This is a genomic window from Candidatus Chloroploca asiatica, assembly GCF_002532075.1.
GTDB lineage: Bacteria > Chloroflexota > Chloroflexia > Chloroflexales > Chloroflexaceae > Chloroploca > Chloroploca asiatica.
This window is the reverse complement of record NZ_LYXE01000182.1, coordinates 38,702-55,056: the sequence shown is the minus strand read 5'-3', so window position 1 is coordinate 55,056 and position 16,355 is coordinate 38,702. Positions and strand designations below refer to the sequence as shown.

7 protein-coding genes are annotated in these 16,355 nt (G+C 61.8%); 5 read left to right on the top strand and 2 right to left on the bottom strand.

The window, feature by feature from the left end; translation table 11 throughout:
• The first annotated feature begins 4 nt into the window (after positions 1-4).
• The 3 genes from mutS to A9Q02_RS21465 all read left to right on the top strand — a co-directional run bounded on the left by mutS (position 5) and on the right by A9Q02_RS21465 (position 7,655).
• Entirely contained in the window at positions 5-4,159 is a 4,155-nt protein-coding gene (gene mutS, locus A9Q02_RS24985; RefSeq protein ID WP_425430801.1) for a DNA mismatch repair protein MutS, read from the top strand.
• A gap of 18 nt (positions 4,160-4,177) precedes the next feature.
• Positions 4,178-5,167 carry a 3-oxoacyl-ACP synthase III family protein gene (locus A9Q02_RS21470; RefSeq protein ID WP_097655124.1) on the top strand — a complete coding sequence of 330 codons (990 nt, stop codon included), beginning with the start codon at positions 4,178-4,180 and terminating at the stop codon, positions 5,165-5,167.
• 379 nt (positions 5,168-5,546) lie between these two features.
• The gene (locus tag A9Q02_RS21465) at positions 5,547-7,655 is read left to right on the top strand and encodes an alpha-galactosidase (RefSeq protein ID WP_097655123.1); all 2,109 of its coding nucleotides are present in this window, start codon (positions 5,547-5,549) and stop codon (positions 7,653-7,655) included.
• 107 nt (positions 7,656-7,762) lie between these two features.
• On the opposite strand, the gene A9Q02_RS21460 is transcribed toward A9Q02_RS21465, so the two are convergent.
• Positions 7,763-11,053, bottom strand: coding sequence for an Ig-like domain-containing protein (locus A9Q02_RS21460; protein ID WP_097655122.1), 3,291 nt, complete (start codon positions 11,051-11,053; stop codon positions 7,763-7,765).
• Between the two features lie 95 nt (positions 11,054-11,148).
• On the opposite strand from A9Q02_RS21460, the gene A9Q02_RS21455 reads away from it, so the two are divergent.
• Positions 11,149-14,049 (top strand): ATP-binding protein, encoded by a 2,901-nt coding sequence (locus A9Q02_RS21455; RefSeq protein ID WP_097655121.1) that lies wholly within the window; start codon positions 11,149-11,151, stop codon positions 14,047-14,049.
• 121 nt (positions 14,050-14,170) lie between these two features.
• Here A9Q02_RS21455 and A9Q02_RS23970 read toward each other — a convergent pair whose 3' ends face one another.
• Positions 14,171-14,497: a hypothetical protein gene (locus tag A9Q02_RS23970; RefSeq protein ID WP_141509117.1), complete on the bottom strand. Its 327-nt coding sequence runs from the start codon at positions 14,495-14,497 to the stop codon at positions 14,171-14,173.
• Position 14,498: 1 nt separating this feature from the next.
• Here A9Q02_RS23970 and A9Q02_RS21450 point away from each other — a divergent pair, with 1 nt between their 5' ends.
• Positions 14,499-16,208: a hypothetical protein gene (locus A9Q02_RS21450; RefSeq protein WP_141509115.1), complete on the top strand. Its 1,710-nt coding sequence runs from the start codon at positions 14,499-14,501 to the stop codon at positions 16,206-16,208.
• Positions 16,209-16,355 lie beyond the last annotated feature (147 nt).

Below are 16,355 nucleotides of genomic sequence, written 5' to 3'. Positions count from 1 at the left end.
CTTCATGGCGAGGATTGAGATTCATGCCTGGTATCGCCAGTATCGCAAGCTAAAGGATCAGGCGGCTGATGCGATCTTGCTCTTTCGTTTTGGCGATTTTTATGAGACTTTTGATGATGATGCCAAGCTGATCGCCGAGTTGCTTGATGTGACGCTAACCCGCAAAGATTATGCGGTTGATAAGAGCAAGCCCCGTGAGCAGCAGAAGCTCTATGCGCCAATGGCGGGGATGCCGTACCACGCGGTTGAGCGCTATGTGACCGATCTCGTTGGGCGCGGCTATCGGGTGGCGATTGCCGAGCAGATGACGGAGACCGAGGCATCGCGCAATGATACGCGCCCGCGCTCGGTCTTTGCCTCGGGTTTGCAACAGACGACGCCCACTGAACACGGCAGCAAGATGGTGCATCGCGAGATTGTCCGGGTGATTACGCCCGGCACCGTCGTTGATAGCTCGATGCTGGCTGCGACCACAAATAATTATCTTGCTGCAGCCCTGGTGGAAGGTGAGGCGATTGGGTTGGCCTATGCCGATCTGAGTACGGGTGAATTTGCGGCGGTTGAATTTCACGGCGAGCGGAGCGCAGCCCAGTTGCACGGTGAGTTGTCGCGCCTCCAGGCTGCCGAGGTGCTGGTACCCGATCTTGAGAATCTGCGCCTGCCCGAGTTTGCCCCGTCGCAATCCCGTTTGACCCAGGATCTCGCGCCGATGACCAAAGATGAGCGCGACATGCTTTTGCCGCACGAGCGGGTCGCCCGACGGCTTGACCAGGCGAGTGAGGCGCGCTGGACACAGGGCCACGTGACGGCCTGGCCAGCCTGGCGCTGGGATCTGCGTGAGGCGACCGAGGTGTTGCTACGTCAGTTGCGCGTTGGTTCGCTGGCCGCCTTTGGCCTCGATGCGCACCCCCTGGCAACCCGCGCTGCCGGTGCGTTGCTCCAATATGTCCACGAGACGCAGCGCCACTATGCGGCCCAACTCAATACGCTGCGCGTCTATACAACGAGCAGTTTTATGCTGCTGGATCCCCAGACCCGGCGCAACCTTGAGTTGCTTGAGCCACAGCGCCAGGGGGCGAAAACGGCCCTGATCAGTGTGCTCGACCGTACGCGTACGCCAATGGGGGCGCGCCTCTTGCGCCGCTGGCTCAATCAGCCGTTGCTGGAACTGGAGCCGCTGCTGGCCCGCCAGGCGTCGGTGGCCCGGTTGGTCGAAGCAACGGTGCTGCGCGCTACGTTGCGTGAGGCGCTCGGCCCGGTGGGTGACATGGAACGTGCGCTCAATCGCATTGCCCAGGGCATCAGTGTGGCAACCCCGCGTGACCTTGTGCAACTGCGCAGTTCGCTGCGGGCGCTGCCGGCGGTGCTCGCAGCGACTGACGGTGCCCTCGCTGAGCTGTTGCCAGCGGAGGCAGCGCTCTTCGCTGCGGGCCACGCTGACCCTGCGCACGCGGGAGCAGCGGCGTCCGCAGCAGGCGAGGACGATCTCTTTGGGGACGCTGAAGACGCGGTGGTGGCGCAGCAGCCGCTGCTTGATCCATGTGGCGATCTGCTGGCTCTGCTCGAGGCGGGGCTTGATGATGATCCGCCAGCGCTGCTTGGGGCTTCCAATTATTTGCGCGCTGCCGAAGAGGGCGGCGAACGCCCGCGGCGCGTGATCCGCCCCGGTTTTGACCCACGGATGGATGCGCTGGTGCAGGCGAGTCGTCATGCGCAGGAATTTATTGATCGACTGGAAGGCAAAGAGCGCGAGCGTACCGGGATCAAAGCGCTCAAGGTTGGGTATAACAATGTCTTTGGCTACTATATCGAGCTCTCGCGCAACGTGGATGAGCGGCTGATTCCAAAAGATTATGAGCGGAAACAGACGCTGGTCAGTGCCGAGCGCTATATTACGGCTGAACTGAAAGAGTACGAGCAGATCATTGATCGGGCCAGGTTGCAACTGACCGATCTCGAACGCGATGCCTTCGGGCGGCTCTGCGAGGCGCTGAGCAAAGGCGTCGAGCGGCTGCGCAAAGCGGCGCGAGCGTTGGCGCACCTCGATGCGATAGCCTCGCTCGCCGAGGCTGCGGTGCGCGGGCGTTATGCCCGTCCGAACCTTGAAGCAAGTACGCGCCTCCAGATTACCGCCGGGCGCCATCCCGTCGTCGAGCAGGTCCTCGAAGATGCGTTTGTCCCGAATGATCTGGGGCTCGATACCGACGAGGCGCAACTGCTGATCATCACTGGCCCCAATATGGCGGGCAAGTGTGTCGTTGGCGCGACCCTGGTCTATAGTGAGCACGGCCTGGTGCGCATCGCCGATCTGATGCCATCTGGGGCTGTCGAAGGCACATTTGCGCCCCTCGGAAGGGTAGTGCAAGGCCTTGAGCAACCCCGCGAGGCGACTCATTTTTATCGCGGGGGGTGTCAGGCCACCATCAGGCTGACCACCCAGCACGGCTTTACGCTTGAGGGCACGCCCGAGCATCGCGTGCGCGTGCGGCAAGCCGACGGCCACGAGGTGTGGCGTTGCCTCGGTGATCTGCAACCCGGTGATCGGCTTGCCATCATCTGCGGCGTCAATCTTTGGGGGCGCGATCCGACGATCGCCCCGGCCCAGGCCTATCAGCTTGGGTATAACCTCGGGAGCCGGGGCACGATCCCGACGGTGATGGGTGGGCGCTGTATGAAGGACGCAAGGTCGCACCAGTGCCCCAACACTTCACAGGGGGATGCGACCTTGCCTACGGCGGCTGATGACAGCCTTGCCCAGGCCCATCCAGAGCAAGCTTGTTGCACGGCGACCGCCTCTGCCGAGTGTGCCTGCACCCTCCCGGATGCGCTGCTCGGTGCGCCCCGCGAGACGATTGTCGCCTTTTTGCAGGGGCTCTGTGCGAGCAAATTCGCCTCCTTCCAACCCTCCGGCATGCTTCACTGGCTTATGCCTTCAACAACCATTGCGCAGCAGGTGCAACTCTTGTTGCTCAACCTGGGCCTCATTGCGACAGTCGAAGGTACGATGGTCGGGTTGCCGCTCGATGCGTTGCCGAATGACGTGCTTTTGCATCCCAAGCGCAGCCTTCGCGTGCCAAAGCAACGCCCGTTCTACGACCCGGTGGTCAGCCTGACCCCCGGCGAGGCCGAGGTCTATGATCTGTCGGTTGACCACGATCACGCCTATCTCGCCAACGGCCTGGTGAGCCACAACTCGACCTGTCTGCGCCAGGTGGCCTTGATCGTCTTGATGGCGCAGATAGGCTCATTTGTGCCCGCTGAAGCCGCAACGATTGGCCTAGTTGACCGAATCTTCACGCGGATCGGGGCGCAAGACGACATCGCGACCGGCCAGAGCACCTTTATGGTCGAGATGACCGAAACGGCAGCGTTGCTCTTGCAGAGCACCCGGCGGAGCCTGATCATTCTCGATGAGGTTGGGCGCGGGACGTCGACCTACGATGGCATGGCGATTGCGCGGGCCGTCGTCGAATACATTCACAACGAACCGCGCCTGCGTTGCCGTACGCTCTTTGCGACCCATTATCACGAATTGACCGCGCTAGAAGCGGTTTTGCCGCGCCTGCGCAACTATCATATGGCGGCGGTCGAAAAAGAGGGCCAGGTCGTCTTTTTGCACGAACTCCGGCGAGGCGGGGCCGATCGCTCCTACGGCATTCATGTCGCGCAACTGGCCGGCATTCCCCAGGCCGTGATCGCACGGGCGAGCGCGTTGCTGCGTGAACTCGAAGGAGAGCGGAGCAAGCAACTGGGGAAAGAGTCCGGAGAGCCGCTTGCCCCCGGCGAAGCAGGTGCTGAACCGACGCCTACCGACTCGGCAGCGAGTGGGGCATCGCCGTCACGAGGGCGCAGCGACGGCGCGACCGGGCCGAGTCTGTCAGTGGAGCAAGCGCCAGGCGACGAGCGCCCTGCCCACGATGAGACAGCAGTAGCGCCAAGCGCACGACCCACGACGCGGCCTGCTGAAACAGTGTTGGAACCAGCGCCGGTCGCGCTCAGTGCACCGCCCTACGAAGGGCAATTGAGTCTCTTTGACCTTGCGCCGAGTCCCGTGATCGCCTACCTCCGTCGGCTCAACATCAACGAATTGACGCCACTCGACGCGCTCAACCGGCTTGCCGAGTTACAGCGCCTTGCCGGCGAAGAGCACCGGTCCTAGAAGCAGAGACACCATTCTATGTTGCATGTCAAAATCGCAGGTCTTGGTCACTACCTTCCCGAACGCATCGTTACCAATGCCGACCTTGAAGCTGATTACGGCCTCGAAACAGGGTGGATCGAGCGGGTCACGGGCATCAAAGAACGGCGACGGGCGACCCACGAGACAACGGTACACATGGGGGCCATAGCGGGGCAGCGTGCGCTGGCGGCTGCAGGGCTTGCCATTGATGACGTTGACCTGATCGTCGCCGCAGCGAGCGGGCGCCAACAGGCGATTCCCTGCACCGCCGCCTATCTGCAGCGCGAACTTGGCGCACCCGACGGAGGCAGCACCTGTTTTGACATCGATGCCACGTGTCTCAGCTTTCTGGTGGCCCTGCAAAGCGTTGCGCACCTGGTAGCCGCCGGGAGCTACCGGACGGCGCTGATCATCACTAGTGAGCGCACGGGCTACGCACTCAACCCCAACCAACCCGAAAGTGCCGTGCTTTTTGGCGACGCCGCCGCTGCCGCTGTGATCGTGCGTACCCCAGTCAACGAAGCGAGTGCGGTTGTCTGGGAGCAATTTGCCACCTACAGCAGCGGAGCCGACCTGACGACGATCTTGGGGGGTGGCACGCTGCACCATCCCAACGACCCGACGACGACCCCCGAGATGAACACCTTTGCGATGAACGGATCAGCGATCTACAAAAAAGCAGCGCGGATCTCTGAGCTCTTCTTAGACAGCTTCTTTGTACGCACTGGCTGGGCGCGCGAAGAGATCGATGCGGCCGTACCGCACCAGGCCAGCGGCCATGCGCTGGAAATCCTTGCCAGGCGTTACGGCTTTCGCCGCGAGCAACTGATCATCAACCTGCCCTCTCGGGGCAACTGCATTGCCGCCTCGATCCCACTGGCGCTCGCCGAAGCAGTTGCCGACGGACGGATCGACCGGGGCAACCGGGTAGTTCTACTTGGCACGGGGGCGGGCCTCACCCTGGGGGCGATTGGGGTGATCTTTTAAGCAACCGTTCCGGGTTATACCAATTACACTTGAAGGTGCCACATGGTCATGCTGAGCGGAGCGAAGCATCGCTGCCGTTGGGACCCCTGAGACCGTTCGCTCCGCTCCTGAGCAACAAATCTCATAGTCGGAGCGCAACGCCTCTGCGGTCATTCCGAACGAAGCCGCAGGCGCAGTGAGGAATCTGCACTGATCGTCATGGAAGACCCCTCACGTTCGTTCGGGGTGACATGGGCGGGCCGGTGCAACAAACTGGTTTCTCACGGTGTCACTGGCCCGCGGGCCATGTGGTACTCAGGGTGACAAGGTGGCCTACTGAACGGTACATGGGGTTAGGGATCAAACGATTCCGGTAAGCTTCTTTTGTGAGGCACTTTGTATGCCTATTTTTACCAACGCGACCGGCTGGATCTTGGCAACGACGTCAACTGCGTATGCGCTCGGCTTGAATGACGCCGGGGTGCTCACGCATTGCTACTGGGGACCACGGCTCCCCGCGCTGGCCGACTATCCGCCGCCGCCGAGTCCTGACGGTTGGAGCTCGTTTAACCCTCCGGCCCAACTGACGCCTGAAGAGTACCCCGGCTATACCGGGAACACCTTTGTTGAGCCATGTCTGAAAGTGACGTTTGCCGACGGTGTCCGCAATGTGGTGCTCGGTTATGTGGGGGCGACCGTAGAGTCAGAGCCGCTGCCTACGCTGGCGATCACGCTCGAAGATGGGTTCTACCCGTTGCGCGTCACGCTCTTGTATCGACTCTATGAAGCCTATGATCTGCTTGAGCGAGCGGTGCGGATCGAGAACCTCGGGACGGAACCGATGCTGATCGAGCGGATCTGGTCGGCGCTCTGGCATCTGCCGCAGCATGGACGTTACCGGCTGCGCCATATGGTCGGTCGCCATATGGACGAAGGGATCCTGCGGCACGAGCCGCTCAGCGAAGGGGTCAAGCGCCTGGAGAGTCGTCGGCTGGCGAGTAGCCACCACCATAGCCCCTGGTTTGCGGTCGATCGCGATCCGGACGCCGATCTGGGGCAAGGGGCCGATGAATGCGGTGGGGAGGTCTGGTTCGGGGCGCTAGCCTGGAGCGGCAACTGGCAGATCGCGGCTGAAGTGACCGATTTCGGCTCGACACGCATCGGCATTGGCCTGAATGATTGGGATTTCGCCTGGCGCCTCGACCCGGGCGAGGCCTTCACGACACCCGTGAGCTACGCAGGTTATACCGCTGCTGGCTTTGGCGCAATGAGCCGCTGCTGGCATACCTTTATCCGTGAGGTGATCTTGCCCGGTGAGCGGCAAGTGCAGAAGGTTTTTTACAACTCGTGGGAGGCGACGCACTTTGACGTTGACGAGGCCTCGCAGGTGCATCTGGCTGAGATCGCCGCCTCACTCGGCATTGAGGTGTTCGTGCTCGACGACGGCTGGTTCGCGGGGCGCAACGATGACACAGCGGCGCTGGGCGATTGGCGCCCTGATCCGCACAAGTTTCCGCACGGCCTGACGCCGCTGATCAGGCGAGTGCATGAACTCGGCATGGCGTTTGGCCTCTGGATCGAGCCCGAGATGGTCAGCCCGAAGAGTGAACTCTATCGCACGCATCCCGACTGGGTGCTCCACTTTGCGACCCGTGCCCGCACCGAGAGCCGCCATCAACTGATCCTCAATCTGGCTCGGCCCGACGTGCAGGACTACCTGATCGCCCAGTTCGATCGCCTGCTGACCGAACACCCGATCGACTTCATCAAATGGGATATGAACCGCAACATCAGCGAGCCAGGCTGGCACGATGCGCCGGGCGAACCGCGTGAAGTGTGGGTACGCTACATCGAAGGCCTCTACCGGGTCTGGGGGGCATTGCGTGAGCGGCACCCACAGATTGTCTGGCAGAACTGCTCAGGCGGTGGAGGGCGGGTCGATCTCGGCTTGATGCGGTTGGCCGATCAGTTCCAACTGAGCGACAACATCGATCCGACGCGCTTCCTGGCGATGCAGGAAGGGTTTTCACAGATCTTTCCGGCGAACACGATGCACGCCTGGGTCGCCGATCTGCCTGCCTCGCATCTCTCACTGCGGTTCCGCTTCCATGTCGGCATGTGCGGCATCCTGGGCCTTGGTGGGCACCTGGCGCGCTGGACGGCGGAGGAGCGGGCGGAAGCGGCGGCATTGATCGCGCAGTACAAAACGATCCGCCCAATCGTCCAGTTCGGCGAATTATACCGGCTACGCTCACCGCAGCGCCATGCCTTCGCGGCGGTGCTATACGTCGCGCCTGATCGCTCCGAAGCAGTCCTGTTTGCCTTCCGCACCCACCTACCGGCGCAGACGCGGCTACCACCGTTGCGCTTGCAAGGGCTTGACCCGCAGCGGCACTACACGATTGAAGGCCAACCCGAAGTGCGCTCAGGCGCGGCATGGATGCACCTCGGGCTGGATCTGCATCTCGGCGATTTTGCGAGTTGTGTGCTATTGGTGCGTCAGGTGTGAACGACATAGAGGTCTCTTCTCGTCCTTCTTTGAAACGTATTGCTGCGAGACCTGTGAGGTCTGGAAGAGCGGATTCATTTCTGGAACTCCATAAATGGAGATGCTTCCTACCGTTGGACCAATGGGAGATAGACGCGATTGGTGGTGGTGACGTTGCCTGGGACGCGCTGGCTGATGAGGACGCCGCCGATCAATTCGCCGTTGATGTAGCCCTCGACGGCGACTTGGAGATCGGTGTCCTGGAGGACAGGTTGCCCGCCTGGGTCGAGGGTCAGGATGGCCTGGCTTTGTTCGCCCGCGGCTAGTCTGAGGGCAGTCTGGTTGAGCGAAGCCCGCCAGTGCAATGGGAGATCGACGGGCCTGATGACGAGGGTGACGGTAGCCTCGCTATCAGTCGGGTTGCCTACCACAAAGGGAATGCTGTTGCTGGCAACCGTGGTCAGGGTTGTCGCATCAGCGGCGAGGGTGGCTGGCTGCAAGAAGATTCGCAACGCCTGGGCTGTTGCGCGGCTTTCGGTTGCCAGGTTGCGCAGAATGCCGTTGAGACTGGTGCTGGTGGTTGGTAGGCCCTGTTCGAGCGTTGCGATCTCGGTCTGGAGCATCGCCGTGATCTCGGCTTCGCTGAGGCCACTGGCACGGTGGAAGGCGATGGTTTCGGCGTCGTAGCCGTCAGCTTTGAGTTCAGCCAGATAGGCGCGGTACTCGTCGGGGCTAAAGCCGGGATCTTCCCCTGCCGCGAGATTGGCGCTCACCAGATCATCGGCAGCGGTAGCAAGCTGGTCGAGCAGCGTAGCGCGTTCAACCTGGAAAGCCCGGTAGGCTTCGGTCTGGCGCAGGGCGGCCTGCCAGTCTTGCGCCTGACTCGCCTGTTGCATGCGTTCGTAGGTTGCGAGCAGGGCAGATTCCAGCCCATTGAGTTGGGCCACCGTATTGGCGATCGCAGTTCCGGCCTGGGCCTGGGCCGCCGTCACTTCGTCGTCGGCGAGCAACGGTTGTGCTTCAAAACTGCGTGGCGTGACGAGCGTTTCGTACATACGGCTGCTGGCGAGCAGATTCCCCCCGATGTTCAGATTGCGCTTGACGACACAGATGACCTGTTGCATCTGTTGCTGCATATTTTTGCCATGTTTGCGCACGCCCTTCAAACCGGTGCTGCGCGGGATGAGTTTGGTCGCGTCGGTGTTACACTCTGGTGGCGGTGCCTTGGGTGGGGCGGTGCTCTTGGGGTTGCGTTGCCCCGCGAAGCGCCCGCTGTTCGCGAGCAAAGCCTGGCTGGTGGTTGTGGTAAAGTTGACTTCGTAGGCAACACAGCGGTGGGCCGTATCAGGTGGGAGGTAGCCGCCCTGGGCATTCCAGCTTTCACCCGGCGCGAGCGTGTAGCTCCGTGTCACGACGGGCGTCCACACCTGGCCGATGCCAAAGTTGCTGACGCGGAAGGCGACCTCGACATCGAGCGGCGTACTGTTGGTATTGCGCAATGGCAGGCGGAAAGTAATGGGAAAGCCGACTTCAAAAGGTTCACCTTCAACGAGCAAGTCGGGGCGAGCATAGGGTGTGCCACCGGCCTGCACGAGACCGCCGGTATTACCCGAACCTTGCCAGAAGACTACCGAGGTTTGGGTTTCAAGGCTAGTGTTGTCGGTGACGTTAAAGCCAGTGATCGTTGCCTCGCCTGCCGTGGTACTGGTAATCGTCGCGGTGGTGCGCCCGTTGGTATCCGTTGGTGCTTCTGGTTGCGCAAGCAGACCGCGGGTTGTTTCGAGCCGAACCTCTTTACCCACGAGCGGTGCACCTTCGGCATCACGGAGGGTCACCGTCAGTTGCCCCTGATCCTGGCCGTCGGCGATGATCCAGAAGCCGCCGTCGGGGGTGATCGAACTGCGATCCTGCGGCACGCCATCGACATCCTGCAGCCAGGGCCAGTAGATGACCCCATCACTTACCCTTTCGCCGTTGCCGGCATTGCTGCGCCCGCCAGGTGCGCAGGCGTCACGGGTCGAGGCCGAGGCATCAACGGGGCCGGTGGCGGTACCCCACCAGTTGCCGGCGGCATCGAAGCATAGCGTGTTGGCCCGATTGTTGCGAATAGCATCTTCGCTATGGTTGCTAAAGCGCGATCCGCGCACCACCCCACGGGCATCCCAGAGATTCAGGCCGATCCGGTTGAACTCGAAGACGCTGTCACTGATCTGGAAGCCCCCCACTTTTGCATTGCCTCCCGCATAGAGGGCCGCATTCTTGCTGAACTTGATGGTGACGTGGTCAAGGGTCAGCGTACCAGTGCCAGTCTGATTCAAGACGCCGTAATTCTGGCTCTCGTTGGGGACGCCACCACCGTAGAGCAAGTTCACCCAGTGGAGCTCGCTGTCGGCGGTAGAGAAATTATTGAAACTGATCTGGCCCCACTGGGCCACCTGATCGTTGGCCCTGGTGAAGGTGATGGGGGCATCGGGTGTGCCACGGGCGATGAGGCGCGCATCGTTGCTGAGCGCCCCGATGCTGAAGTTGCGATTCTCGTGGATCAAGAGCGTCGTGCCGGGCGCGATCTCCCAGGTGCTAAAGGCCCGGGCTGGATCGCGATTGCGCAGAGCGAGGCTACCGAGGATTTCGTAGGGCGTCGGGTGATTGCGCCAGTACTGATTGAAGTACATCGAGCCGAGCAGATTATCACCGAGGATTTGCAGGCGTTCGATGGCATTATCAGTGGTGACAATGCCTTCGCCGAGACCGCTGGCGGCAGCGGCAGCCATGCGGATGGGTGCGCGGGCGCTACTGGTAATCGTGACTCGCGAGAGGGCAGGCGGGGTCGGATCATTTTCGACATTCGGGTAGATGAAGATCCCGTTGGAGGCGCTGGCTTCGACGCGCACCTGGTCAAGTACTGGTGAGGCAAGCGCTGGCTGACTATGCCGGTTGCTAATATAGATCGTTGCGGCATCCGGATTGGAGGGCGCATTGGCCCCGCCACGCCGCAGGATCGCATGTTGGAGCAATGAGGTCTGTGCAAGGCTATCTTCAAAATAGAGCCAGCCCCAGGCGTCAACGGTTGGTGCCGGTTCAAAGACAATGGGAGCCTCGGCGGTGCCAACAGCAACGAGGCGCCCTGGTTGGAAAAGATCGCCGATCTTGAGGTTGAAGACCCCACAGAAATAGACGGTCACACCGGGTTCGATGGTGAGGGTGGCATTGCGGAGGGTGAGATTTCGTCCCAGATAGACATCCTCATTCCAGGTGGTATCGGTCGTCAGCGTGGTACCATAATCGCCGCCGTTGGCACAACGGGCAGGCAAGGTTTGGGCCGCGACTGGCAGGGTGATCGGCACGATGACGGTCAACAGGGCGAGTATCAGGGCCACAAAGGTGACACGGAGCGCAATTGATGGCAAGGGCCAGCCCATACGGACATCCTCTCTCTTAGCTTCGGCACATGTAGTATATCGCTGTTATACTGAAGGTGCGTCAATCTAGCGTCAATCTTGAAGCGTAGTGTCTTATGCTTGTCTTGCATCTGCTTGGGCCGACCCGGATTCTGTTTGACGGTGTACCGCTGACGGATCTTCCTGCGGGCAAAAATCTTGCGTTGCTTGCCTACCTCGCGCTCGAACGACGGCCCCATGCGCGTGAACGGTTAGCAGCCCTCTTGTGGGGGGATATGCCAGCGGCGCGCGCGCAGTCAAACCTGCGGATGGCGCTCTACACGCTGAATAACCTGCTCCCCGAGGTGTTGGAGAGTGGCCGTACAACAGTAGCGCTTACGGCAGATCTGCCAGTGAGGGTCGATGCGCTCGCGTTGCAAACGCTTGCCCATGAGCCGGAGGCAACGCTCGAAGAGCTTGAGGTGGCGGTTGCGTTGTGGCAGGGTGACTTCCTGCACGACCTGACCCTCAGTGGAGCCACGCTCTTTGATGAGTGGCTTGGCCCGACCCGTGAGCGGATCCGTCTAGCTCTGTTTGCCGTCAGTGAACGGCTTGCCGAGGCTTGTTTGCGCAGTGGCGAGCCAGTGCGCGCCGTGCCATCCCTCTATCGCTGGCTTGAAATTGAGCCGTGGCATGAGACGGCGCACCGTACGCTGATGTTGGCGTTGGCGCGAGCGGGGCGTTACACCGAGGCGCTGGCACAGTACAAAACGTGCGTGCTGGTACTCGACCGTGAACTTGGCGTTCCGCCGATGCCTGAGACAAGCCGCCTAGCCGAACAGATCCAGTGGGCGCGGGGCCTGGCCTCGCGGGATAATCTGCCGCAGGTGCTGACCCCACTGGTGGGGCGTGCTGCTGAACAGCGCCAGTTGCAACGGCTTCTACTCGATCCTTCCACGCGCCTTGTCACGTTGGTAGGCCTGGGGGGGATGGGCAAAACGCGGCTTGCCCTGCACATCGCCGCGATCTTGCGCCATGCCTTCTTGCATGGAGTCTGGTACGTCTCGTTGGAGGGTTCCACTGATGCCCCCGGCCTGTTAGCGGCAGTCGCGACGGCGCTCAATGTCCCTTTGACGGCCGGTGTCCCGCTCGAGACAACCCTGCTTGCGGCTCTACAAGGACGCGAACTGCTGGTGATCCTTGATGGCTTCGAGGGGGTTCACGAGCATGCCTTGTTGCTCAACGAGTGGCTCAGGGCGGCACCGGGGTTGACCTTGCTGGTTACCTCACGCCAGCGTCTGGCGATGCGTGGCGAGACAGTGTTTGTGCTGGAAGGACTTGATCCCGAAGCGGCAGGGGCGCTCTTTTGTGCCTGTGTCGAGCGTATCAAGCCCGGGTATGATCCGAGGCTTGACCAGGTGGCGCTTGAGGATTTGATCCGGCTGACCGGAGGAATGCCGCTCGCGCTTGAGCTTGCAGCGGCATGGATCGAGGGTTACCCACTGCACGCGATTGTGAGCCAGGTGGCGCAAGACAGTGAGGTACTGAGTGGGGTGTATCGTGATCTTCCTGCGAAGCAACTGAGTTTACGGGCAATCATTGCCTTTGCGTGGCATCTGCTCACCCCTGGGGCGCAGCAGGTTCTGGCGCAACTGGCGGTCTTGCGCGGCCATTTCGACGAGGAACAGGCGGCAGCCGTCAGTGGAGCCCGGCCCGAGGTCGTGACGTTGCTGCTGCATCATGCCTTGTTGCAGCGACCGACGCCTTCCACCTTGGCCATGCACGAGTTGGTCAGGCAATTTGCCTTGCACGAATTAGCGGCGCAGCCCACCTTGCAGGCACAGGCTCACGCGGCACAGCTTGCACACTTTGGGGCCATGCTCGGCACCCAGAATCGGCTTTTATCGGGAGGTGACACGACCGTCCGCGCTTTGCAGTGTCTCGCCGCCAACGTTGAGAACCTGCGGGTTGCATGGGAGTATGCCTGTACCCAACCTGATGAAAAGTGGCTGGAGGCTGCCGCTGAACCGATCCACAAATTCTGTGAAGGCCAGGGTCGGTATGCCGAAGGAGAGTTGCTCTTTCGTCGTGCGCTCGCGACGGTGACGACCCCGGCGCTTCGCAGCCGCCTGAATGTTCACTATGCCGCCCTGATCTTACGGCTCGGGCGGCTCCTGGAAGCGATTGAGGCTTGCGAAGCGTCTCACGACGCTTTACCGGAGGATCTTGCGGGGTTTGCTGCCAACCTGCTCGGCATCCTCTATGCCGCGCGTGGGCGCAGCCAGGAAGCATTGATAGCCTACGAGCGGAGCCTGGAGGTGTATCGTCGTACTGGCGACAACCGTCAGATCGTAAAGCCACTCGCCAATCTGGGTCCACTTCTGTTACGGCTGGGCCGAGTTGAGCAAGCCTTGACGACCCTGGGGGAGGGGTTAGAACTCGCTCGCACCATCGGCGATCGGCGTGGCGAAACGCACTTTCTCAATAACCTGGGGCTGGCCTATTTCCAGCAACAGAACTATGCCGAGGCCTTCACATACTACCAGGCGTGCGCTGAGCTCTGTCTTGAACTCAACAACGAGAGTGTCCGTATGGTCGCGCTCTACAACCTGGCTGAAATCGCGCTCATCCAGGATCAGGCCCTTACGGCACAGAAACTCGCCCAGGAAGCCGTTGGTCTTGCCGAAACATTCGGTGATCAGCGCAATCAGGCGCTCGCGTTGCGCATCCTTGGTATGGCCGAGTTATCCTTTGGGCAGCATGAGGCTGCGGAAACCACGCTAGCGCAGGCGTTGAACCTTGCGCGAACGACCCAAGCGCCGTCTGTCCTGCTCGACGCCGTGTATGGCTGGGCTAATCTGTTGCTTGCGCGGGGGGCAACGGATCAGGCGGCTGAATTGTTCGCCATTCTTCGCCACCACCCGGCGACCGACCTTCACCTCTTACCGCAGGCCGAACAACGGGCTCGCGGCCTGACGTTACCCGTACTCAGCCCTGCCGATGCTGAGGTGAGGTTGTCTGGACTGTCCTTGGGGTGAGCAGGGCTGAGCACCCTAATGACGAGGGTGGTAGATCCTGGCAAATGCAGGCTTACCGGCAGCGCAACCAACAACACAAGCAGGGTGGGGTGGTGCAGAGCGCAATACTCCTGCTTGTGGATTAACGCCGCCACCATAGTAGCAGTGCTCCGATCATAATGAGACTCACAGCAAGCACATAGAGACCAGGATAGCCTGGGCGTGTGTGTCCAAGCCCTGTGTAGGGTAAGCTGACCGCGATGTCGGGATTATCTGGGCCTCTGCCCGAGTCCGAGGGGGTAAACGCCTCGGAGGTTGGTTGCCCTCCCGTTGCAAGCGTCGGGATTGTCTGCGGCGTTGATATCGCTGGGACATCAGGGATGAGCAATAAGGTTGTCGGAGTCGTCTCTTCGGTGGGTGGGGAAATTGCCGTTGGTAACGCTTCCTCAGTTGGTACTGCAGTCGGCATAATGTTCGGAGGTGCAGAGGCTACCTGGGTGGGGGTGGACGACGGCACTGCGATGGGTGGAGGTAAGAGCTCATCGATGGGGGTGGGTGATGGCACTGCGGTGGACGACGGCACTGCGATGGGTGGAGGTAAGAGCTCATCGATGGGGGTGGGTGATGGCACTGCGGTAGGCAACGCGGTAGGTGACGGCACTGCGGTAGGTGACGGCACTGCGGTAGGCGACGGCACTGCGGTAGGCGATGGCACTGCGGTAGGCGGTGGCACTGCGGTAGGCGGTGGCACTGCGGTAGGTGACGGCACTGCGGTAGGTGACGGCACTGCGGTAGGTGACGGCACTGCGGTAGGTGACGGCACTGCGGTAGGCGACGGCACTGCGGTAGGTGACGGCACTGCGGTAGGCGACGGCACTGCGGTGGGTGATGGCACTGCGGTACGGGTGGGTGACGGTACTACGGTGGTAGGCGACGGCACTACGGTGGTAGGCGACGGCACTCCGGTGCGGGTAGCTGACGGCACTGCGGTAGGTGACGGTACTACGGTACGGGTGGGTGACGGCACTGCGGTGGGTGATGGCACTGCGGTGGGTGATGGCACTGCGGTGGGTGATGGCACTGCGGTGGGGGTGGCTGACGGTACTACGGCGGTAGGCGACGGCACTCCGGTGCGGGTGGGTGACGGCACTGCGGTACGGGTGGGTGACGGCACTGCGGTACGGGTGGGTGACGACACTGCGGTGGGTGATGGCACTGTGGTACGGGTGGCTGACGGTACTACGGTGGTAGGCGACGGCACTCCGGTGGCGGGAGGTGATAGCTCGTCGGTGGGGGTGGCTGACGGCACTGCGGTACGGGTGGCTGACGGCACTGCGGTGGGTGATGGCACTGCGGTGGGTGACGGCACTGCGGTGGGTGATGGCACTGCGGTGCGGGTGGCTGACGGCACTGCGGTGGGTGATGGCACTGCGGTGGGTGACGACACTGCGGTGCGGGTAGGTGACGGCACTACGGTGGGGGTGGGTGATGGCACTGCGGTGCGGGTGGGTGACGGGACGACGGTGGGTGACGGCACTACGGTGGCGGGAGGTGATAGCTCGTCGGTGGGGGTGGGCGATGGCACTGCGGTAGGTGACGGCACTCCGGTGGGTGACGGTACTGGGGTGCGGGTAGGTGACGGCACTGCGGTAGACGTGGTGGGCGATGTGGTGGGGGCAGGCTCGTCAGTGGGCGTGGGAGCAGGCTCGTCAGTGGGCGTGGGAGCAGGCTTGTCAGTGGGCGTGGGAGCAGGCTCGTCAGTGGGCGTGGGAGCAGGCTCGTCAGTGGGCGTGGGAGCAGGCTCGTCAGTGGGCGTGGGAGCAGGCTCGTCGGTGGGCGTGGGAGCAGGCTCGTCGGTGGGCGTGGGAGCAGGCTCGTCGGTGGGCGTGGGAGCAGGCTCGTCAGTGGGCGTGGGAGCAGGCTCGTCAGTGGGCGTCGATGGTGGTAGTTCACAGGTCGGCGTCGATGGTGGTAGTTCACAGGTCGGCGTCGATGGTAGTGGTTCACAGGTCAGCGTCGATGGTAGTGGTTCGCAATCCTTAGTCAGCGACATCATCACATCATCTGATGGCCCATCCGCAACAACCAGCCTCATCCTTCCGCTCACGAGGATGGTGAGCGGGAGGATGAGGACAAAGATGAAGGCAAAAGTAAGGTATTTCATCACATCTACCGCATAATCAAAGGTAAAACGCCATTCTGACGCGCCTTTGCTTTCGGCACACCCTGGGGATACGGAGCGTGCGGGTGGCCCGCACATAGCTAGCGCAAACTGCCCCGATGAATTAGGTTGACGAAGGTGAGGAGAATAACTGCTTGTGCTTGGA

What these genes read in the sequence shown, in the direction of transcription:
- A9Q02_RS21455 (WP_097655121.1), top strand. Translation starts at nt 11,149, where the DNA reads ATGCTTGTCTTGCATCTGCTTGGGCCGACCCGGATTCTGTTTGACGGT.
- A9Q02_RS23970 (WP_141509117.1), bottom strand. Translation starts at nt 14,497, where the DNA reads ATGCCGACTGCAGTACCAACTGAGGAAGCGTTACCAACGGCAATTTCC.
- A9Q02_RS21470 (WP_097655124.1), top strand. Translation starts at nt 4,178, where the DNA reads ATGTTGCATGTCAAAATCGCAGGTCTTGGTCACTACCTTCCCGAACGC.
- mutS (WP_425430801.1), top strand. Translation starts at nt 5, where the DNA reads ATGGCGAGGATTGAGATTCATGCCTGGTATCGCCAGTATCGCAAGCTA.
- A9Q02_RS21465 (WP_097655123.1), top strand. Translation starts at nt 5,547, where the DNA reads ATGCCTATTTTTACCAACGCGACCGGCTGGATCTTGGCAACGACGTCA.
- A9Q02_RS21450 (WP_141509115.1), top strand. Translation starts at nt 14,499, where the DNA reads ATGTTCGGAGGTGCAGAGGCTACCTGGGTGGGGGTGGACGACGGCACT.
- A9Q02_RS21460 (WP_097655122.1), bottom strand. Translation starts at nt 11,053, where the DNA reads ATGGGCTGGCCCTTGCCATCAATTGCGCTCCGTGTCACCTTTGTGGCC.